Annotated in this window: 5 protein-coding genes; all 5 read right to left on the reverse strand. The window is 49.2% G+C overall.

Annotated elements, in window-relative coordinates; all coding sequences use genetic code 11:
- Nucleotides 1–31: 31 nt before the first annotated feature.
- The 5 genes from CZ379_RS24485 to CZ379_RS24505 all read right to left on the reverse strand — a co-directional run bounded on the left by CZ379_RS24485 (nucleotide 32) and on the right by CZ379_RS24505 (nucleotide 23,216).
- On the reverse strand, nucleotides 32–1,222 hold the full coding sequence (locus CZ379_RS24485; RefSeq protein WP_110934006.1) for a bis-aminopropyl spermidine synthase family protein: 1,191 nt from the start codon (nucleotides 1,220–1,222) through the stop codon (nucleotides 32–34).
- 217 nt (nucleotides 1,223–1,439) lie between these two features.
- Nucleotides 1,440–7,991, reverse strand: a complete 6,552-nt coding sequence (locus CZ379_RS24490) for a type I polyketide synthase (RefSeq protein WP_110934007.1) — start codon at nucleotides 7,989–7,991, stop codon at nucleotides 1,440–1,442.
- Entirely contained in the window at nucleotides 7,988–15,640 is a 7,653-nt protein-coding gene (locus CZ379_RS24495) for a type I polyketide synthase (RefSeq protein WP_110934008.1), read from the reverse strand. Before CZ379_RS24495 ends, CZ379_RS24490 begins: the two co-directional genes overlap by 4 nt.
- Before the next feature lie 84 nt (nucleotides 15,641–15,724).
- A complete protein-coding gene (locus CZ379_RS24500; protein ID WP_110934009.1) occupies nucleotides 15,725–20,587 on the reverse strand; it encodes a type I polyketide synthase in 4,863 nt (1,620 codons plus the stop codon).
- Entirely contained in the window at nucleotides 20,580–23,216 is a 2,637-nt protein-coding gene (locus CZ379_RS24505) for a non-ribosomal peptide synthetase (RefSeq protein ID WP_110934010.1), read from the reverse strand. The genes CZ379_RS24500 and CZ379_RS24505 overlap by 8 nt, the downstream gene beginning before the upstream one ends.
- Between the last annotated feature and the right edge of the window lie 8 nt (nucleotides 23,217–23,224).

Genomic DNA, 23,224 nt, shown 5'->3' on the forward strand with positions numbered 1-23,224 from the left:
AAAGACCCCATTCTCTATGATTTGTATTGGTTTATGTTCCTCTCTTCTGAATAAGCTCGAAAGTACTATGCCGACAATTCGGACAACCATCCTGCTTCAATTGTTCTATCGTCTGCCATTGCAGTTGATAGCCTACCTGGCAAATTTGACTGCATTCTTTACATTGATAAGAACGAATTGTGCGTTTGACTTCCCCCGTATAAATGGCATCTTTATACTCAGAAGCGATTCTTTCCTTAATCTCTGCAGTTGATTGCAGCACAATCATTTGACTCGTGTTACCGATAATTTCCGCACCAATATATTCGTTAAAGCGGGGTAACACGCTTGTTACCAGCAAGCCCATTTCCGTTATTGATCGCTGCATTTCCAATGTAAAGTCAGGGGATTTATGAGCAAAGGACAGAAAGATCGGTAATCCTACATCCGGCTTCAACAACTGGATAGCTCTAGACAAAAACAGATTCATTCCAGGAAGCGTATATGGGGGATCGGTAAATACACAATCAAACTGATGCATAAAATCCTGAGGAAGCTGGACACGGAAGTCCATTTCATAGCAAACAATTGGCAAATCTTCATGCTCAGCCAAATAATTGATATAGCTGATAATACGCTTATCAATTTCAAAGACATGAATACGAGAATTGGACTTATGAGGGTTCTGACGATACAACTCCTTAAGCAGAAATGCGAGTGAAACGCTGACAAGATCATCATCGCCCAAGCACACAATATCCCTGCCAATCAATACGCCGTTCCGCAATGCAAGCACCGCTCGCTTCATACTTGTCTCCAGCGTGCAAGAGGATTGATCAATCGTTACATCTACTTGTGGTCTCCCCGCAAAGATCGCCTCAAGCTTGCCCATCAGTTCATGCAATTCCTTGCGTAAATCTTCCATCCCTCCTGGCTGCCAGTTGCCCCGCATTAAGCGTTGATACATGTCACGATCCAAGGCTCCAAATCCCATAGTGTATTCAATCAACCGTGTTCCCCGCAAGGTGCATTTAACTCCCCGTCCCTGCTCAATAATTCCCGCTTTAATAAATTCTTTCTTGATCGCGGCAACAATCGGCAAAGGCAGAAGGGTTTTTCGCGCTATATCCTTAGTAGATATGCCAGGTTTAAAATATATATCCAGTAAAATATTTTCAATGACCTTCTTGCCGTCCTTTATCGATACCTGAGAATATATTGAATCGATCGCCTCATTGTTCATAGATCAGCCATCCTCCTAACCTCTAGGAAAAGCCAGTCATCTCAGCCGCAAAAGTCTTGGTTTGGAATTCCCTATATTTTTTTACTTATGTTTAATAGCCTATTTGTTAGTATTTACTATTTTATTTAATATAATCCCATAAATTCTATAAAAAAACAAGACATCAGCTATCAGTCAGAACTGATCGGCTGATGTCCATGGCCTGCATACTTCAACGCTAATCCATTACAGAAACCTGAATAAATGGACTGAGCTGTTTTATCGTCCGATATTTAAACAAATGCTGACTCTCCATAAGCAACCCCTGTTTCTCCATCTCAATTTCTACTTGGATTGCATAAAGAGAGTTGCCTCCCAAATGAAAGAAGTCATCATCTACTCCAATCTTCTTAACAGCTAGTATCCTCTCCCATATTTGCACCAATGCCTCTTCGATTTCGTTGTCAGGCGCGCAATATAAAGCTCTTGTGATCTGCCCGCCCGTTTCTAAAGGCAGCTGCAGAAGCCTGCTAGCAGCTGCATACCGCAATGGTTGCAGCTGACAGCGATGCAACTGCTTTTCCCAACCTGTTACAAGAGCTTCCCGTTCCAACTGATTTGCTTGTTGTTCCAATGCAGCTAACTCCGTCAACGTATCGTATACCGTATTTCTACCTCTCTCACTGTCTCTCTTTTCCTTCATCGCTTCAGGATCAGCTTCACTTGATAAAGGTGCATTATAGATGCATGTCGTCCCTTTCAGCTTATCGGGGATATCCTCGACTTTTTGACGGAACAGCAGCGTCTCCCCTGGCTCATCTGTATGAAGCCATGAACCACTGATCAGAAAATCCAGCATAGGCACATTCCTGCCAGTCTTCATGTACGCAGCTTCAAGATAATTGATTCCCTCCTCCAGGAAATAAGGCTTCAAAGCGCTAAGCACCGCTTGTTCAACTCCTCTGCCGAGCACCCGACAGCTCAACAGAAATGCATCCAAATACAATGTATCCTTATTCCTTCTAGTAATCACCGCACCGGACAATCCATAACTGCCAAAGCGGTCAGCCGCCTCGACAGCCCAGCATATCGTGTCGGGCTGGTTCAATAAAGCATATAATTCGGCTTCCGTATAACGGGTAGCTTGTAGTGTAAACTGATTAATTCGCTGCGTAAGCTGAGCAATCCGTGGAAGCTGCTCCGCCCGAACCCGATTTACGCTAACGACCAGCTTCAACTCATTAAGAAAATGTTGCAGCGACGGTAAAGAAGCCTTTGCCTTTAAACGTTCTCGTTCCGTAATATATCTGCTTGTTCTTTGCTTGTCCTCCTCTGTTACCCGGAAACGATCCAGCGCCCATAGATGCTCCAAGAACGGACCCAATTCCCGTTCCTGAGGCAGCTGAAGCGTAAGCACCTCTGGACATCGGGCCTGTACCTCGGCACACTCCAGTTCGTTATCATCAATAAATACGAAGGTGTCGAGACCTACGCCTATTTCTTCAGCCAACTGCTGCAAATTATGAGATTTCGCTTGCCAATTTAGCCGCCAAGCCACAAAGTGCTCTTTGCTCAGCAGCATATCAGGATGGCTTTCAAACACCTGCCACACATCCTGTTCGTTATTTTTACTCACGAGCACAAGGAGCATTCCCTCCTGTTGTTTGGACAATAGAAATTGCTGCAGCATGCGGCTGGATTCTTGGATCTGCACCCCATCACAACCATCCTCGCCACAAACGCCCTGCCACAAAGTATTATCGCAATCCACCGCAATCACTTTAAATGGATGCCCCTGCCATGCCAACAAATGCCGGGCAGCAAATGTACCCATTACTGCATTAAATTGCGGTGTAAACGGTAAATGGGCCGCCTGATCGCCTACCGCATCATAACGCTCGGTTACAGCATACATTCGATCCGCTTGTCTAAAATCAATAACGTGAATCGGATGAAGCTTCCCAAGCTTTTCAAGCTCCTCTTTCCATCGATCATTCAAGTACTCCAGATAGCTGATCATTTCTGAAGAGAATGACGCTGGTGCCGTTACAGGCAGCACGCCTGCAAACAATGGCGTATCCCGACGGTTAGCAGCGGATATTGCCTCTATTAGTTCACTCAACACATGCTCCATCTTCACCCGCTGGTCTGCTTCCGATGATTCATCAGCCAGCAGCCAATCCTCAAACCGGACAAGCAGCATTCCTGCTCCTTCGGTTGTAGAAAGCAGGCTATCTGGATCCAGAAGCTCCTGGAATACCTGATTGTACGGTGCAAATCGAACATCAATTCTTGTTCCGAACTGTTTGCCCCACCAATCAAGGTAAGGCTGGATTGGATCAGCAGTAAAAGTTGCCGCGACCACGAGTTCTAGAGCCGGTTCAGGCACGATATTCTGTTGCTTTGCAGCCAATGCCTGATGCTCCTCTTCCGTTAATACTCTGATATCTCCCAGCGTGCGGTTTGGCTCGCTCAGCACCAAATCGATCAGCCTGATCAAATGATCCATCAGCCCAACCATCGTATCCTCGATAAACAATGCCGTATTATACTGAAGGGCACAGAGTAAACCGCCATCGTCCGCATAGCCGATATCCAGCTTGAAATCAAGCTTGGAAATTCCTTTAGTAATTTCATAGTTCTCAAATGTGAGGCCTTCAGCCATCAGTACGGTGTCCTCATCAAATTCATTATGAAAGATCATCATCGTATCAAACAGCGGGTTACGTCCACGTGTCAGTCTGGTAGTCAGCTTCTCCACCATTCGATCAAACGGATAATCCTGGTTCTCATAGGCACTCATTATTGTCTCGTTCAAGGACAGCAATTGATCCAGAACCGTTTGCTGCGGCTCAAGACTAACTCGTATCGGTAGGAAATTGGTGAACATACCGATCAACGACTCCACATCTGCATGACGCCGGCCCGCTACCAGGGAGCCGACAATCAAATTCTGCTGTCCTGTATACTTGTGCAGCACAATCGTATATAAATGAAATAACAGTACATTAATCGTGACATTCTGTGATCTAGCAACCTTGTCAAGACGCTCTGCAACCTCTTTAGAAATTCTTCGCTTATGCACTCGGCCTGCAAAGGATTGAAACTCCGGCCGCTCGAAATCCGTTGGCATATGAAGGAGAGGAAGCTCAGTGCGGAGTTGGTTCAGCCAGTATTCCTCCTGCTTCTGAAGCAAATTCCCTTCTAGCAAATCATGCTGCCATTCGGCATAATCTTTATATTGAATCCGCAGCGGCGATAATTCCTTACCAGCATATAAGTCACTAAACTCCTTAATAAATACATTCATAGATGAACCGTCAGATACAATATTGTGCATATCCATCAAGAGCACATGCTTTTCAGGTGCAAGCTGTACTAGAGCGGCACGAATGAGCGGAGCTTGCCCTAGATCAAATGGCTGTATGAAGCCGCGCACGACCTGCTGCATATCCTCTTCATTAGCTTCTAGACGTGCAATTTTAAACTCAAAGCTATCGTGCACTTGCTGCATCGGTTCGCCATTGATCATGTGGAATGACGTTCGCATATTTTCATGCCGTTGAATAAGCTTGATATATGCCTGTTCAAACCGATCAGCGTCCACTCTGCCAGTTACCGTTAACGCCATCGGCATATTATAGGTCGTCATTTGACCAATTTGCTGGTGAATAAGGAACGTGCGCTTTTGTGCAGAGGAAAGTCGATAATAGGGCTTGGGTTCCACCGGTTTGATCGCCAAATACTTCTTTTGATCAAGCTGGCTAATATACTGGGCAAGTTCCTGAATTGTCGGATAGGCAAAAATATCGGACAAAGCCAGCTCGACATGAAGCTCCTTATGAATTCTAGCAATAAGACTCGTTGCTTTTAAAGAATGGCCTCCTATTTCAAAGAAATCCTCATTAATCCCGATCTCCTCAATGCCAAACATATCCTGCCATATCTGGACTAGCGTCTTCTCCACAGGATTGCGCGGTGCTGCTTTGTCACCCGCGGCTTTCCTAGATGTATAAGCTCCCGGTGATTTCTTTACAAGGGCAAAGCCTTCTCCTGCTGCGCCTGTTCTTGATGCTCTTGTTGCAGCTTCGTTTCCTGATGCAGACCGGGTTTCGTGATGAATAATTCGTACTCCCCCATCCTCCAGCCAGAATCGCCCACGCTCAAATGGATAAGTCGGCAGAGGAATACGATACCTCAATTCCTCTTTATATAGCCCTCTCCAATCGGGCTTAACGCCGGCGCCCCACAGGCGGCCAACCTGTGTAAGCAAATGCGCCATATCCGGAACTGCCTGCTTTGGATGGCGCAGCAAATGCACCATCACCTTATTTTCTCTATTTTGCATGTTGGCAAATGAGGTAAGGGCATTTCCACCCCCCAGTTCGATTAACGCGGCATCCCACTCGTTCAGCAATGTAGCTAATCCATCGGCAAATCGAACAGGGCAGCGAAGATGTCTTGCCCAATACGCCGGACTTGTCGCTTCCTCATCACGAATCCATGTCCCGGTTACATTGGAAATAAACGGCTTAGTCGGCCTATTCAATGTCAGCCTGCCTACTTCTTCTTCATACTTCTTCAAAATCGGATCCATCATAGCCGAATGAAATGCGTGTGATGTATGAAGCTTGCGACAATCATGGCCTTGGGCTTCAAGCTTTGCAGCCAGACTATCAATTGCTTCATGCGTACCTGATACCACGCACATGGAAGGAGCATTGACAGCTGCAAGAGCCAGATCCTCCGAGAGCAGCGGAAGCAGCTCCTGCTCACTAAGCGGAACACTAAGCATCGCTCCGCTCGGTTGACTCTGCATAAGCTGACCTCGAACCACAACAAGGCTAAGCGCATCTTTTAGCGAGAAAACACCGGATATGCAGGCGGCAACATATTCACCAATACTATGGCCAATCATCGCCTGAGGAGTGAAGCCCCATTCCAGCATCATTCTGGCGATCGCATATTCTACAATGAAGATAACCGGCTGGGCAACATCCGTCTGATTGATAGCATTGTGATCTATCTGCTCCTCTATAGGCGGGTACAATGCTTGCTTTACCCGCTTGGCGGCCTCATCAGACAGCAGTTCCAGACAGCGCTTAACCTCATCACGGAATATGGGTACCTTCTCGTACAATTCCCGCCCCATTTCAACATACTGCGAACCTTGACCAGAAAACATAAATACAATCGGTCTGTCATCCGACTCTGCTAAATGATTGTATACTTCAGGTGCATCCGGATCGGCCAGCAGTGCAGCAGCCTCCTCCGTACTTGTGCAAACCAAGGAGCGGCGATAGGGGAAGGAAGCACGGCCGACCTGCAAGGTATAAGCCATATCCTTAAGAGATACCTCAGGGTTCTCACGGATATAATTACTAAGCCGTCTCGCCATTCGGTCAAGCGCCGCTTCTGAACGTGCCGAGATCGTAATCAATTCGGCTGATTGATCTGAAGCGATTCTTTCCGTCATGGGCGCTTCTTCCAAAACAACGTGTGCATTGGTTCCGCCGATCCCAAAGGAGCTGACGCCAGCACGCAGAGGATATCGATCATTTGTCCAAGCCTTTAATTGATTGTTTACATAAAAGGGACTGTTCACAAAATCTATTTTGGGATTCGGGCTCTGGTAGTGCAGCGTTGGCGGCATTGCCTTGTGTACTAGGGCCAGCACTGCTTTAATAAGTCCTGCTACCCCGGCTGCATTATTGAGATGTCCAATGTTCGATTTGACAGAACCAATCCCGCAATATTGTCTCTGATCTGTCTGAAAGGCCGTCTTTAATGCTTCAATTTCTATTGGATCACCGAGAGTGGTTCCTGTACCGTGCGCTTCAATGTAGCTAATACTCTCCGGTTCTACCTCTGCCACATGATGCGCAGCCCGAATAACGGAGACTTGACCCGTCGTGCTGGGGGCCGAATATCCTACCTTACGATTTCCATCATTATTAATTGCCGAGCCTTTAATTATCGCAAAAACATGATCCCCATCCTCCAGAGCATCCTCTAGCGTCTTTAGTACAACCATCCCTGCGCCGTCCCCAAATACTGTACCAGCCGCCTGTTCATCGAAGGCCCGGCAATGTCCATCAGGAGAATTAATCATACCCTCCTGATAGAAGTAGCCATTTTTTCTCGGCAACTGAATAGACACACCTCCAGCCAGAGCTATGCTGCATTCCCCGCTCAATAAGGCCTGGCAGGCTAAATGCACAGCAACAAGCGAGGTGGAGCACGCTGTCTGTACAGTAAAGCTCGGTCCTTTTAAATTCAATTTATAGGACACCAATGTTGCTAAATAATCCCGTAGATTCAACATAGCTGTCTCAAGGGTAGCAGATTCCTCAGAACCCCCCAGACCTTTAAACGCTCGCATGAACCAGTGGGAGTTAAACGCAGCTCCCGTGTACAAGCCGATTGCTCCTTTATAAGTCTTCGGATCATAGCCAGCCTGCTCCAGAGCCTCCCACGAGCATTCATGAAGAAGCCTGAATTGGGGATCCATAACCTCCGCTTCCCGCGGAGTATAATCGAAGAATTCTGGATCAAACAGGTCAATATCCTCAAGTATCCCCTTTGCCTTAACATAATTAGGATGACGGATGATCTCTGGATCAATGCCTTCTGCCAATAACTCTTCGTCCGTAAAAAAGGAAATACTCGCTTTGCCGCTGCGCAGATTATCCCAATATTCCTGCAGGTTTCTTGCGCCTGGAAACCTTCCTGACATGCCAATTATGGCGATCTCTGATCCGGTATATTCCATTTCCCTCTTTACGCTCATTGCAAGACCTCCCCTTTGCGTCTTTTTTGCCTCTGCTCCTGCTGGCGTTTTTTCCCTTTGGCTACTGTATCGATCAACTGATGCTCCATCTCTGCCTCTTCCGCCTCAATTTCTTCGCTTTTGCCCAACCGCTGGGCAAGAGCATGAATCGTTGGATAAGTAAACATATCTACTACTGCAAGACTTTCATTTAGAGCTTCGTTTAATTTTCCAGTCACTTGAATCATATCTAGGGAGCTAGCACCCAAATCAAAGAAATTATCATGAATTCCTACTTGATCAATTCGAAAGAACTGCTTCCACACCTCGGCAATCGTCTTCTCGATTTGATTTCGAGGCGCAACATAGGCACTCGTCAAATCCGGCCGTTCAAAAGTCGCACCTGCCCGATTGTTCTCCTGCTTCCTGCCGGCATGGTAAATCCATTGATCAATTCTCGCTTGGAGATTTCCTGTAGAAACGATGATTTGATGACTGTCACAGGGGGCGTATACATAGCTGAAAAGCTTCGGTGCCTCGGCAGGCGTAATAGCCAAATCAACCAATGTCTCGCCGATCGTTGAACGGTGTTCCTCCCAAAATTCCCAAGCATCCCAGTTAATGCACAGCCACTTTGTATCGCTCGTCTGATTCTGCCTGCGGGCAAAGGCATCCATGTACAGGTTCGCCGCTGAATAGGCGCTGAACCCAAGTCCGCCAAGCACACTCGCAATCGATGAGAACAAGACGCAGATATCCGGCTTTTTATCGTCTATGAACCGCGACAATATTTGCAGTCCCTTCACCTTGGCATTAAACTGCTCATCCAGCTGTGATTCGCCAATATTCTCAATCGCCCGGAATGATTCGCTTCCCGGCAAGCCTGCCGCCTGCACTACACCGTTTAAACCACCATATTGGGAATCAATAAACTCAAACACCGCTGCCATATCTGCCTCATCAGATAAATCGGCCTGTACATAAGTGACCTCAGCGCCGAACTGCTCCAGCCGCTGAACGCTTCTGATTTTTCGAACCAGCGGATGCTCCTCCCCATATTCACCCAGATAATGCTCATATTCTTCACGGGCAGGGAATGAAGAACGCCCTGTCAGAATTAGTCTGGCCTTAAAATGCTGAGCTAGATATTGAGCCGTCAGCATACCGATCCCGCCAAGTCCTCCTGTAATCAAGTACACGCCACCTTCGCAAAACGGCATTCGCTCGCTGCTGATCGACTGATGAAGAGCCATCGGCTTGTAGTCTTGTACCCAACGATATGAACCGCGGTAAGCAATCTGGCGATCTTCCGCCGGTGCCGCAAGCTCAGCAAGTAATTGGCTAACCATTCGTTTTCTGCGGTTTTCATTATTCGGCAGATCAATATCAATGCTCACACATGTCATACTGCTGTATTCCTGCTGAATCACCATACATGGGCCGAGCAGCGTGATTTTGCCTGGAGCAAGCCGCTCTTGCCCTGTAACCTCCTGCATATTCGTGGATACAACAGCTAGGCGAACCTCTTGGATCTCCTTTTTCTTATTCAGTGCTTGTGCCAAATAAATCAAGCTGTAATAGCCTAACTTCTGCTGTTCCCAATCGGCTTTAGACTCATTAGGCAAAATGCCATCCGCTTCAGCTTTTTCAGGTGTAACATTCCACAAATGGACTACCTGATCTGGCACAAAGCTTTGCTGCCCCAGCTCGTCTAAAAGCTGTGTATAATGCTCAGAAACCTCAGGGACAATCGTAAACACATCATTCTCCAGCTTCTTAAATCCACTGCCTGCCTTAACCACAACAATACGATGGCCTTCTTCTTTTGCCCGCTGCGCCAATGCCTCGGCAATCAAACAATTATCTGCAAAAATCAACATATGAAGTGGCTTCGTAATCGAAGAATGATTGAGCATGGCTCGTTTCCAGCCAGGATAATAGAACCACTCCTCCATATTCGGGTTCTTACCATTCGGCCGCGCCGCAGTGAGATGTTCCTTCTCAAGAGAAGAGGACGGGGTCTCAAGCCAGAAGCGTTGCCGCTCCATCGGATAGGTGGGCAATTCAACACGTCTGCGACGCTCGTGTTGATAATAGCTAGTCCAATCCATATGCGCACCAGCCGTCCACAGCTTTCCAAGCCTTTGCAGAAGGTGCGCTGAATCAGCAGTCGCTTCTTGGGGATGTCTCAGTACATTGACAACTACTCGCTCTCTGGAAGCAGCAATATGTTTCCGTACAAAGGTGCTTAGCGCATTTCCCGGCCCTACCTCCACAAATACCGTTCTAGGCTGGCTTAATAATTCATCCAGCCCATCCGCAAAGCGTACCGTTGACCGCAGGTGCTGAACCCAGTAATCTGCATCCACGGCTTGTTCGGCGGTAATCCATGTCCCTGTTACATTCGAAATGAAAGGGATCATTGGCTTCTCTAACGAAATAGCACGTACACGGCTTGCAAATTCGTCCAGCATGGGCTCCATCATATAAGAATGGAATGCATGCGATGTATGGAGCAATCGATTGGCGATGCCCTTACTCTCCAGGAGACGGGCAAATGCCTCGACCTTCGGAATTTCTCCTGACACAACACATAAGGCTGAGCTGTTGACTGCGGCTAAATCCAATCCCTCTGGCAGCGATGCAAGCAGTTCATCCTCGGGCATAGCTACGCTGAGCATCGAACCGGGAGCCATGGCTCGCATCAGCCGTCCTCGAAGTGCAACAAGCTCCAAAGCCTCCTCCAGCTTAAATACCCCCGCTAGACAAGCAGCCGTATATTCTCCAATGCTGTGTCCCAGCATAGCTTCGGGAGTCACCCCCCAGTTCATGAGCAATCTGGACAGTGCATACTCCATAATGAAGAGTACAGGCTGAGCGATATCCGTTCTCATCAAAAGCTCTTCCCGCTCTGCCATCAACGACGGATTATCCTCGAACAGAACCTTGCGTAGATCAAACTCCATAAAGGTCTGAGCCAGCTCCATGCAGTGGTCAAGCTCCTTGCGAAATACAGGCTCCTCCTGGTAGAGTCCCCTCCCCATATTGACGTACTGAGAGCCTTGACCCGGGAACATAAACACAACCGAACGCGACTCCAGCCCCGTGTGCTCCTCATGGATCACGCCGGAATCCGATGAGGTCAGTATATTTACCGCTTCCTGCACATCCTTGCACAGAAATGCAGTCCTCCACTCAAATGCCTTTCTTCCAACCTGAAGTGTGTAGGCCACATCTGCGAGATTGGCATCCGGCCGTTCCATCAAGTAATCGGCCAGTCGGCTCTTGACTGCCTGTAAGGCTGTTGGTGTTCTTGCGGACAAAAGCAGCAGCTTATCTGTTTTCCCCTCATCGGATGCTTCAATTAAAGGCGCTTCCTCCAAAATGACGTGAGCATTCGTCCCACCGATACCAAAGGAGCTTACGCCGGAACGAAGCGGATAATGTTCACTCTCCCATGGTGTCAGCTCGGTATTTACAACAAATGGAGTGTCTGCAAAATTAATTTTTGAATTCGCGTGTTCAAAATGAAGAGTCGGGGGGATCTGTCTCTCTTTTAGGGCAAGCACTGTTTTAATAAATCCAGCCGCACCTGCGGCGCTATTCAAATGTCCCACATTGCTCTTGACTGAGCCAATACGGCAAAACCCGGTTTTCGCGGTTTGGAAGGCCTCTTTCAAAGCCTCTATTTCAATGGGATCTCCCATAGGTGTACCTGTCCCATGCGCTTCCACATACGTAATACTCTCCAGGTCAACTCCCGCCATATGCTGCGCTGCGCGAATGACATCTGTCTGACCTTTGGTGCTGGGAGCGGTAAAGCCTACCTTGCGAGTCCCATCATTGTTCAGGCCGAAGCCTTTGATTACAGCATGGATCACATCGCCGTCTTCGATTGCATTGCGAAGCCTTTTTAGAATAACTACCCCTACTCCATCCCCAAACACCGTTCCAGCCGCTTTCTCATCAAAGGCTCGGCAATGGCCGTCAGGAGATTGAATCATCCCCTCTTCATACATATATCCGCTCTTGTGAGGAACCGTAACCGTCGAACCACCGGCGAGCGCAATATCGCAAGAACCTGCCAGCAGCGCCTGAGAAGCCATCACAATATTGACCAAAGAAGTAGAGCATGCTGTCTGCATCGAAATACTTGGGCCGCGAAGGTTCAGCTTATACGAAAGCTGCGTGCTGAAAAACTCCCTATCATTAAGCAGCATAGCGCTAAATCGTTCAGCCCCGCCCAGTCCTGCTGCAAAACGGGATACCCACTCCAGATTTGGGGTTGCTCCAGCATATACACCTATCGATCCCGAATAAGTATCCGGGTTATAACCGGCTGCCTCGAGCGCTTCCCATGCGCTTTCGTGGAACAAGCGAAGCTGTGGATCCATCAGCTCAGCCTCCCGGGCCGAATATCCAAAAAATGCGGCATCAAACTGATCGTAGCCGTTTAGTGCCCCCCTGGCTTTTACATAGGACGGATGCGCAATAAGCTGCGGATCTATTCCTTCAGCTATCAATTCCTCCTCAGTAAAAAAAGTTATAGACTCTACGCCACCGGATAAATTACGCCAAAATTCCTCAAGATTATCCGCTCCCGGGAACCTGGCCGCCATGCCAATCACGGCGATTTCCTGACCATGATAGTCACCTGTCCGAATAGATTCACTCGCTGCTTGGTTCAGCTCTGGGCAACTTGCCTGCACGTTTTTTATTTCCGATGGCTTCTTACTATCCACTGTTGTTGCCTCTCGCAAATGCCTAGCAAGGACGCGCGCGGAAGGGTAGGTATACAAACTCACCACCGGAATCTCTTGATCCAGCGCCCCGGTTAATTTGTCAGCAATTTGCGAAACATCAAGTGAGCTGGCTCCAATTTCAAAGAGATTATCGTTAACCCCCAGCTCCGTAAACCCAAAATGCTCCTTAACCGTATCCGATATGATTTGCTCGATCGCTGAAACCGTCAGCATCCGCAGCTTATCTGACGTTGCTCCTATATTGCCGCTTGAATTCGACTGCACTTCCCGGCGGGCAGAAGAAGCCCTGTTAATAAGCCCTCCTACAGGCAAATCTACAGCAAATCTCCGCTTGGCAAATGGATACGTCGGCAGGGGAATCCGGCAACGTCTTTCGTCTGCATAATAGCCAGACCAATCAATTTTGACGCCAGCAGCCCACATTTGACCAAGTCGTTGCAGTAAAAATGTATCATCTGCCGTCTGCTCCTCTGGCTGCCGCACAAGGGGAATAAATTCATGCCCGTTTTGGGCCTCCCCGTCCGACTGTCCCGCTATAGAACCGTCCAAGTCATTGCCCAGCCCTATGCTGACAATGACTTGCCTTCCTTTAAGCAGCCCGGCTGCATGATCAACAGGCCGGACTCTGGCTTGAAGCTGATGCACCCAATAAGCGGGAGAAGTAGCTTCTTCTGCGGTAATCCAGGCTCCTGTAATAGTTGATATATAAGGAATGCTTGGAGCTGATAGGGAAATTTGATTCACTTTATTAGAAAATATTTGCAAGTCTGAATCCGTGAAGGCCGACGAGCCTTCCTCGAATGATTGCCCAGCGCTGCCTGGTTTCTCCTCAAGCTGTGAATTGCCAGGCCCGGCCCCATTAGTCTGAGCGTTCAGCAAGCGGCTGCGCAGCATAAGAAGTTCAAGTGCGTCCTCGAGTTTTAACACGCCTGCCAATACTGCCGATACATATTCCCCGGCATAATAGCCCAGCATAGCCTGAGGCTGTATTCCCCAGAACATCAACAGCTTGGCCAGCGCATATTCAAAAGCAAATAGCGCAAGCTGCCCGCTCTCTGATCGAACAGGCTTGGCGTCGTTGCCATCGAATTCCACACTTACTTCCGCATTTGTCTCTTCCCCGTGAGAAGCAGCCGTGCCCGAATTTTCGTTCCCATCGCTGCGAAACAGCTGCCTTCTGAGATCATCCCCTCCCCTGGAAATAATGAACTCACAGCACCGATCCAGCTCCTGCCGAAAGATGGGCTCCGCCTGATATAAGCCCAGCCCCATATTCACGTATTCCGAGCCCTGACCCGGGAATAGAAAAGCAACTTTGGCCTGCTCCTGTGTCCTTTCGCCAGTCCCTCCCTTGTTATCTGTCGCCGCCTGCGCCAGCAGTTGCAAAGCGTCCTCGTTGTCACTGCAAACCAAAGCTCGCCGATATTGAAATTTTTTTCGTCCCGTTTGCAGTGTATAAGCTACATCCGCCAAATCGATCTCACGGTGGTGCCGTAAATATTCAGCGAGATTATGCGCGGCCTGCTTCAATCCAGCCTCCGTAGCTGCCGACAGTACCATCAGCTTGGCGGAACGGCTCGCTGACCCCTTGCGTTGCACGGGGGCTTCCTCCAATACAACATGCGCATTCGTTCCCCCGATGCCAAAAGAACTGACTCCAGCACGAAGAGATCCATCAGCTCTATCCCAAGAGGTGAGTTTGGTATTGACAACGAAAGGAGAATTGGCGAAATCAATTTTAGGATTGGGCCGTTGAAAGTGCAGTGTAGGCGGAATCTGTTTATGTTTTAGCATAAGCACCGTCTTGATAAAGCCGGCCACTCCTGCTGCAGCATCCAAATGACCAATGTTTGATTTAATGGAACCGATGCGACAGCTGCCTTGAGAGCTGCCCTCAAAAGCAAGCTGAAGTGCTTCCACCTCAATCGGATCGCCTAATGATGTTCCCGTGCCGTGAGCCTCAATATAACCGATACTCTCGGGGGGCACCTCCGCCATCTGATGCGCACTGCGGACAACCTCTACCTGGCCCACTGTGCTTGGCGCTGTGTAGCCAACTTTGCGATTGCCGTCATTATTAATGGCAGAGCCCTTCACAATGGCATGGATTGTATCCCCGTCCGCCAATGCATCGCTAAGCCGTTTAAGCACAACGATGCCAATGCCATCGCCAAACAAGGTGCCGTTGGCTTCAGCATCAAATGGGCGGCAGTGTCCATCAGGGGATTGAATCATCCCTTCCTGGTACAGGTATCCTGTTGTTCGAGGAAGATTAATCGACACTCCGCCAGCTAAAGCCATATCGCATTCTCCGCCCAGCAATCCTTGACATGCAAGGTGAATGGCAACAAGTGAGGTCGAGCAAGCGGTTTGGACGCTTACGCTCGGGCCTTTTAAATTTAATTTATATGAAATACGTGTCGTAAAAGAAGGATTATTTAGTTGCAGGATTTGAAAATGATCACTGGAATGTCTCGCCGCCATAGCTTGACCGGCTACCCAGTACGTATTCGAAGAGGCCCCTGCGTAAACGCCGACCAACTTTTCCTCAGAGTCAGGGCTGTAACCAGCATTTTCAAGGGCTTGCCAGGCACATTCATGAAATAATCGAACCTGCGGATCCAGAAGCTCCGCTTCCCGCGGTGTATAGTCGAAAAATGATTCATCAAATGATTCTACATCCTCCAGCATGGCTTTAGCCTTCACATATTGAGGATGCTTGAGCATTTCCAGATCAACTCCGCCAGCCTGCAGCTCCTCATCTGTAAAAAAAGTAATCGATTCCTTCCCGTCCCGCAGATTTTCCCAAAATTCCTCAATATTTTCAGCTCCAGGGAAGCGTCCGGCCATCCCGACAACGGCAATTTCCAACCCGTTACCTTCGTACATTTTATTATTCATACTCATTTTGTCACCGCCTTCACGTTTCTCCTACTCCAGATACGGTTAGTTTGCTTCGCCTCTTCCCATCAGATCGATCATCCTGCAGCTTTACTTCCGATCACGCCTGTTTAGTCGCTGCTTTAACCTGCTTTTTCCCTCACTGATTTGCTCTGAACGATCAACCGTTTGCTCCGGAGGTTCTGCTCCAGTAACAGTTCTCCTGATTAGCTCAGCTAATGAATGAATCGTTGAATGACTGAACATGTCCACGACCGATACTTCCATATGCAGTGCTTTCTTTAACTTCGTATTCATTTGAATCATATCCAGTGAGGTTGCGCCCAGTTCAAAGAAATTGTCGTGCAGTCCCAGCTCATCAGCACCAAGATATTCTCCCCACAATCGGGAAATCAACTGCTCCAGCTCATCTCCAGCAGGAATCTGAACCCGAACCTCCCTTTCATGAGAGGCTTGAGAACCGACCTTATTTCCTTCTTTCATCAAGGAATGTAACGAAGCTTCCCGCGCCTTCTCCATTCGGATAGATAAATCCGTTGTAGACACCAATACTTGCGGCAGGCGACTGCTTAACGCTTGGCGAAAAACAGCAACACCTTCCTCCGGCAGCAAGTGTGCACTGGCGCCCGGGTTTATTTGCTCAGCTGATGCCTGTATTGCCGATACTTGCATTTGCTCCCCGCTTGCGCTTCCAACTTGCACCTTGGCCTCAGCTTCATGAATAGCTGGTGGTTGATCCCGGGTTATTGCAGTCTCCTGCTCCGCAGCAGCCATTCCAACTTCCTTCCATCCATCCCAATTTATTGAAGTCACATGCGCAGCAATACTCCCCTGCTTGCGATAAGCATAGCTATCGAGATATGCATTAGCAGCACAATACCCTGCTTGACCTATCGCACCAAGCACACTAACCAATGAAGAGCACAAAACCAGGAAATCAAGCTGCCTTCCTCCCGTAAGTGCTTGTCCCAGCACTCTTTCCAGCACCTGCGTGCCCTTGACCTTGGCAGCCATTGCCCGCTGCTCAAGCTCCGGTGTACGCCGTTGGATCAACGCTCCATCCGCCGTTCCCGCTGCATGAATGACGCCGTGTATAGTTCCAAAACGAACCATAGCCTGATTTACAACCTGTTCCATCTGCTGCTGGTCGGATACGTCTGCACTGCACACGAGCACCTCAGCGCCATATTCTTCAAGCGCGGCCAGCTTGCTCATCTTGGATGCTAACTCATGGTCACCGTTATTCATCTTTGCGGGGTTCCGCCAATCCGGCTCATTCGGCACCGAACGGCCGGTCAATACCAGCTTTGCCTTTACCGTTTTGGCCAAATACTCTGCTAAGGTAAGACCAATTCCGCCCAAGCCTCCGGTTATCAAATAAACTCCCTGTTCTCGAAATCTCATATTTGCAGAAGCATTGACTTCAGGCACCGGAATAAACTTCTGTACCCAGCGATAATTGCCGCGATAAGCAACGACCATATCATTGGACGCTGAGACGAATTCTCTATGCAAGCTGTCCAGTAACGCTTGCCGGCGATTCCTGGCGGCAGATGCTTTATCTGACGGAATATCAATATCAATGCTGTGGCACTTTACATTGGGGTATTCCTGCGGAATCACAAGGCATGCGCCAAGCACGGACGCCTGCTCCGGTCTTAGCTCCTCTTCCCCTGTTACCTCCTGCATCGTCGCCGTTGCCACATAAAGCTTCAGTTCCTCTTGAATTCCACGCCGTCCTATAGCCTTAGCAAGAGCAAGCAAACTGTAATAGCCACACTCAAACGTACGCTGACTTCGGATCAATTCCAGATCGCCTGTACTGCTTAGTTCGGCTGTATCCCCCGATTCAACAAGCTCGCTTGCCTCTATCTCCCCTGGCGTTAACCAGGCATGAATAATGGAACCAAGCTGCTGACCGGAAGCTGATAGCTCCTGCAGCAAACGGTCATAATGCTCCGCATCTCCCGGCGCAATCCGGTAAGTATCGGCATCCAGCCGGGCAAACGAAGCGGAGGGATGAACTACGGTAACTTTCGCACCCTCCTGTCTTAATCGTTCCACGAGTTGTACTCCAAGCCCCTCCTCAGGAATAAAGGCAACCCAGTGCTGCTTAGAGGATGGTCTGGCAGGCTCCTGCTCCAATATCGAACGTTCCCAGGCCGGCGTATACAGCCACTCTCCAACCGTCGCTTTTTTTACAGCCGATTTATTGCGCTGCGCATCTGATACGGAAAGAGACTTGCCTTGAAATCCCTGCTTTAAAATGTCGATTTCACGTGGCGGATCTACCCAATATTGCCGTCGTTCAAAAGGATAAGTTGGCAATGCTGTCCGCAGACGGCGTTCATTAGCATAGTACGATCTCCAGTCAATACGAGCTCCGGCTAGCCATAACCGCCCTAGCTGCTGCAGTAAATACTCGCTGTCATTAATCTGATTTTTAGGATGACGAACTAGACTTACAACTTGATGACCTGCTCCTTTGCCAGGATGACGCCGCACAAATGCACTAAGGGCATTGCCGGGACCTACTTCAACAAACACTGCCTTGTCATCCTTCAAGAGCTCCCCAAGCCCATCGGCAAATCGTACCGTTCCCCGCAAATGCCTCGACCAGTATTCGGCCGATCCTGCCTCTTCACTGGAAATCCAAGTGCCAGTAACATTCGAAATATACGGAATTGTCGGCTTATGCAAATCAATCGAGTGAAACTGCTGGATGAATGGCTCCATCACAGGCTCCATCATGGAAGAATGAAATGCATGCGAGGTATGCAGCCTCGAAATAGCTTCACCCTGCTCCATCAGCAATTTTTCCAATTTCTCGATGTCCTCAATTGTTCCGGATACCACGCACAACGCCGTCCCATTGACCGCAGCTACGGACAAGCGCTCATGCAGCAGCGGAGCCAGATCCTGCTCAGACAGCCGCACACTGAGCATCGCGCCTGCGGGAGCGCTGTGCATCAGCTGCCCCCTTGCGATGACCAGCCCCAAAGCATCCTCAAGCGTCATCACCCCGGAGAGGCAAGCCGCCACATATTCGCCTACACTATGCCCAATCATCGCGCTTGGCTGAAGTCCCCAGCGCATTAATTGCCGAGCCAGCGCATACGAGAAAATAAATAACGCCGGCTGCGTTATATCCGTCTGCTCCAAACGCTTCCCCGCATCAGGCGCCTGTTCTCCGGAAGGATATAAAATATGTTTCAAATCCACATTCATTTTACTTTGAGCAAGCTCCAGGCACTGATCCACCTTCTCGCGAAAATATGATTCCTGCTCGTATAAATCCAACCCCATATTCACGTACTGCGCGCCCTGTCCTGGGAACATAAACACCAGCCTCGGCTGAGTCGTATCGCATACCTCCGTGATTACGCGGTCGGCAGGCCGACTTGCCAGCTGGCTGCACGCCTCCTTTGATGTGGAAGCCACAAGCATGCGCCGATGACGAAAAGAACGCCGTCCGGCCTGGAGTGTAAATGCGACATCCGCAAGCGGTGCATTCGGATGCGTCCGCAGATATTCCAAGAAACGTGCCGTCGCCAGCTCTAGGCCAGCTTCTGTCCGAGCCGACAGCAGCAACAGCTTCGCTTCCCTGCCTTCATCGCCACTCTTAGCTGCCGGCGCTTCCTCAAGCACCACATGCACATTGGTACCACCTATGCCAAAGGAGCTAACCCCTGCCCGTAGTGGATAATTCTCGTTCTGCCAAGTCGTCAGCTCGGTGTTCACCACAAAGGGACTGTTCGCAAAATCGATTTTCGGATTAGGCTGTTCAAAATGCAGACTTGGCGGCAGCTTTTTATGCTGCAGAGATAGCACTGTCTTCATAAATGCAGCAACACCAGCAGCACTATTCAAATGTCCGATATTGGTCTTCACCGAGCCTATTTGGCAATAGCCCTTCTTCTCTGTCTGAAAAGCAAGCTTCAGCGCTTCTATTTCCACAGGATCCCCTAAGGTTGTTCCTGTGCCATGGGCTTCAATATAGCTAATGCTCTCCGGCGAGACACGCGCCATTCGCTGGGCTGCGCGAATCACCTCGGCCTGCCCTTCTATGCTTGGAGCCGAATAAGCCATCTTGCGCGTTCCGTCATTATTTGCGGCCGAGCCTTTAACCACTGCATATATGCAATCGCCATCCGCAAGTGCCTGCTTCAACGTCTTTAATACAACAACTCCCGCGCCTTCCCCGCCAATCGTGCCCTTGGCCTTGGCATCAAATGCCCGGCAGTGACCGTCCGGAGAACTAATCATTCCCTCCTCATGCAGATAGCCTTCCGTTCGCGGCACCGTCACTGTAGCACCGCCAGCCAAAGCGATCTTGCACTCACCCGTTAACAGCGATCTGCAAGCCAAATGTATAGCCAGCAGCGAAGTAGAGCATGCGGAATCAACGTTAACGCTGGGCCCCTTTAAATTAAGCTTATGAGCGATCCGCGTACTCAAAAAATCCTTATCCGATAAAGCCAATGCCGCAAATTGCTCAGCCATACTGTCGCTTCGGGAGAGCATAGCCACCATTTGCCAATAAATGCTCGCTGAAGCCCCTGCAAACAGGCCGATCGAACCGGACGTTTGCTCCGGATCATATCCGGCATGCTCTAATGCTTCCCATGCAACCTCATGAAATAGACGAATCTGAGGATCTATCACCTCGGCTTCGCGCGGCGTATACTCAAAAAAGTCGGAATCAAACCATTCAGCATCCGGGACGAGCGCCTTTGCCCTTATATAACGCGGATTCTGTATCAGTTCTGGAGCTATTCCCGCCGAAGCGAGTTCTTCATCCGAGAAAAAATGTACCGATTCCTTGCCGCTTTTCAAGTTCTCCCAATATTCATCGATGTTGCGGGCTTCCGGAAACCTTCCCGCCATCCCTATTACGGCGATTTCCAGCCCGCTATACGCTTGTGCTGCTGGTACATTTCGGCTGTCAGGCATCCGTATTTCCCTCCAGTATGAGCATGGTCTGCTCCATCATTTCAAAGCCTTCATCCATTTGCTCGTGATTTGCCATATCAACAGGTTGCTGCTCATCCCCGCGGTCGAGGCGCTGCAGATACCCACCGAGCGCTGCTATCGTTGTATACTGAAACAGCGAAGGCACCGGAATATCATAGCCAAACGTTTCGTTCAACCTGTTGACCACCTGAACAAGCTGAAATGAATTCCCCCCCAGATCAAAGAAGGTATCATGTACACTTAATCTGGCTTCACCAATTCCCAATATCTCCGCCCAAATCCGCACCAGTGTACCCTCGATTTCACCACGTGGCGCAACGTATTCCTTCCCAGTATGAACATTTTCCCTTGGATCAGGTAAGCCTCTCGTATCCAGCTTGCCATTAGCCGTTACAGGAAACTGCTCCAAATAAACAAAATAAGCTGGAATCATATAACTCGGCAATTTCGCAAGCAAGCTGGCTCGCAGTTCAGAAGCAGACACACCGGGCATCCCGGTATAATACGCACAAAGCATATTTTGACCAGCCTCATCCTCGCGAACAAGAACGATGGCTTCATGGACACCGTCATACTGTCGCAAATGCATTTCTATCTCGCCTGGCTCGATACGGTATCCTCGCACCTTCACCTGGTCATCCTGCCGTCCCCAATATTCGAGCATGCCATTCGGAAGCCAGCGTCCCTGATCGCCTGTGCGATACAGCCGTTCATTCGGCAGGAATGGATGCTGTACAAACTTGGCCTCCGTCAGCTCCGGTCGGCCCAGATAACCCCTGGCGAGCCCTGCACCGGCTACACAAATCTCACCAGGCACACCTGGAGGCAGCAGTTGAAGCTGCTGATCCAATATATAAACCTGAAGATTGTCAATAGGCCGTCCAATTGGAATTACCCCGTCGGCTTCAGTCACTTCAACGAAAGTGGTGACAACTGTATTCTCGGTTGGCCCATAATTGTTAAAGAGACGATAGCGTCCCGGTTTAACTCGCTTCAGACGTTCCCCTCCCGTGAGCAGTATCCGCAGCGCGCTTTCCTCCGGCTGTTCCAATTCCATGAATTGCTCACACATCATCGTGGGCAGAAAGGCAATCGTAATCCCCTGCTCAGCAAAATATAATCCCAGTTTCCGCGCATCCAGGCGAATTTCAGGCGGAACGATATGAATCGAAGCCCCTGCAAGCAGGTGGGGAAACACTTCCCACACCGACGCATCAAAGCCAAATCCGGCATATTTAATGCCTCGATCAGCTGCTGTCACCTCAAAAGCATGATTATGCCAATAGGACAAATTCGTCAGAGAACGATGCTCAATCATGACACCTTTGGGCTGTCCGGTGGAGCCGGAGGTATAGATAACGTACGCCAAATCAGCCGCCGAGCTATTTCCCCCCAAATTATCTACCGACTCACTGAAGCCCTGGGGATCATCAAGAAACAATCCCGGATGGCTGCCTAATTTATCTGAAAGCTGCTGTTGTGTAAGTACAACCTTTACACCGCTGTCCTCCAAAATATATTGAATCCGATCATGCGGATAATCCGGATCTAGCGGCAAAAACGCCCCGCCAGCCTTCATCACCCCCAGCATTCCGACGATCATTTCAGCAGAGGGAGTTAGCAATAGACCGACAATGTCCCCTGCTTCAATACCTTCTTTACATAGCACCCTCGCTACCTGATTCGCTTTTTCATTCAGCTCCCGATAAGTCACTGCGCCTTCTGAACTGACCACGGCCAGCGCTTCAGGACTCCGCTCTGCCTGCTCCTCAAACAACTGGTGTATAGTTTGTTCCCACGGATAATCTACTGTATCTCCGGCGAATGATTGCAGCAGTTGTTCCCTCTCTCCCGGCAGCAAAATTTCTAATCGCGTTAATGGCACATCCGGATTTGCCAGAGCCTCCTGCAGGAGCTGGATATAACGAGAAATGATCCTTGTCATCGTCTTACGCTGATACAATTCGGCATTATATTGAAGCTCACCCTCAATACCATTAGCATCAGTTCTAAAGAGGTAGAATAAGGTTTTCCACCTTATGTTTTTTAAAAAACGCTCTTCCTGAATATTGGACAGGAGCAGCGCCACCTCAAATAGGGGGTGAGCCAGTTGATCATCCAACGGCATCGCAAACTGCCGGGCGATCAGCTCCATCGGGTAGCTCTGATGCTCTACCGCTGCTACAACCGTCTCCTGCATGTTTAAAAGGCATTGCCGGAATGTGATCCCGGCCTCCATCCTTGCCCTCAAAGGAAGCACTGTGTTAATAAAGTCCGCTTCCTCCCGCTGCCGGTAGATAGGAGTTCCTACCACAACATCGCTGCGATTTGTCATACGGCTTAGTAAAGCAGCAAGTCCAGCAGCCAATACAACATGAAGCTTGGAGTCTGAATTTCCGCTTACCTTTACAAGGCGCTCCGACAACTCCTTTGGGAAGCGCAGAGCAGCTTTCTCCACGGTAACTCCGGTTGCATGAGGATAATCAGAAAGGAAGCCCCCCTTCTCAAAATCACCAGATAAGGCTGTTAACCAAAAATCCCGTTCTTTGCTTTTTTGCGATGCAGCTATCGCCAATCTGTCCATATGATATTCTGACCCTGCTGTCATACCTAAAC

The sequence above is a fragment of the Paenibacillus bouchesdurhonensis genome (assembly GCF_900155685.1).
In the GTDB taxonomy this organism is placed as follows: domain Bacteria; phylum Bacillota; class Bacilli; order Paenibacillales; family Paenibacillaceae; genus Fontibacillus; species Fontibacillus bouchesdurhonensis.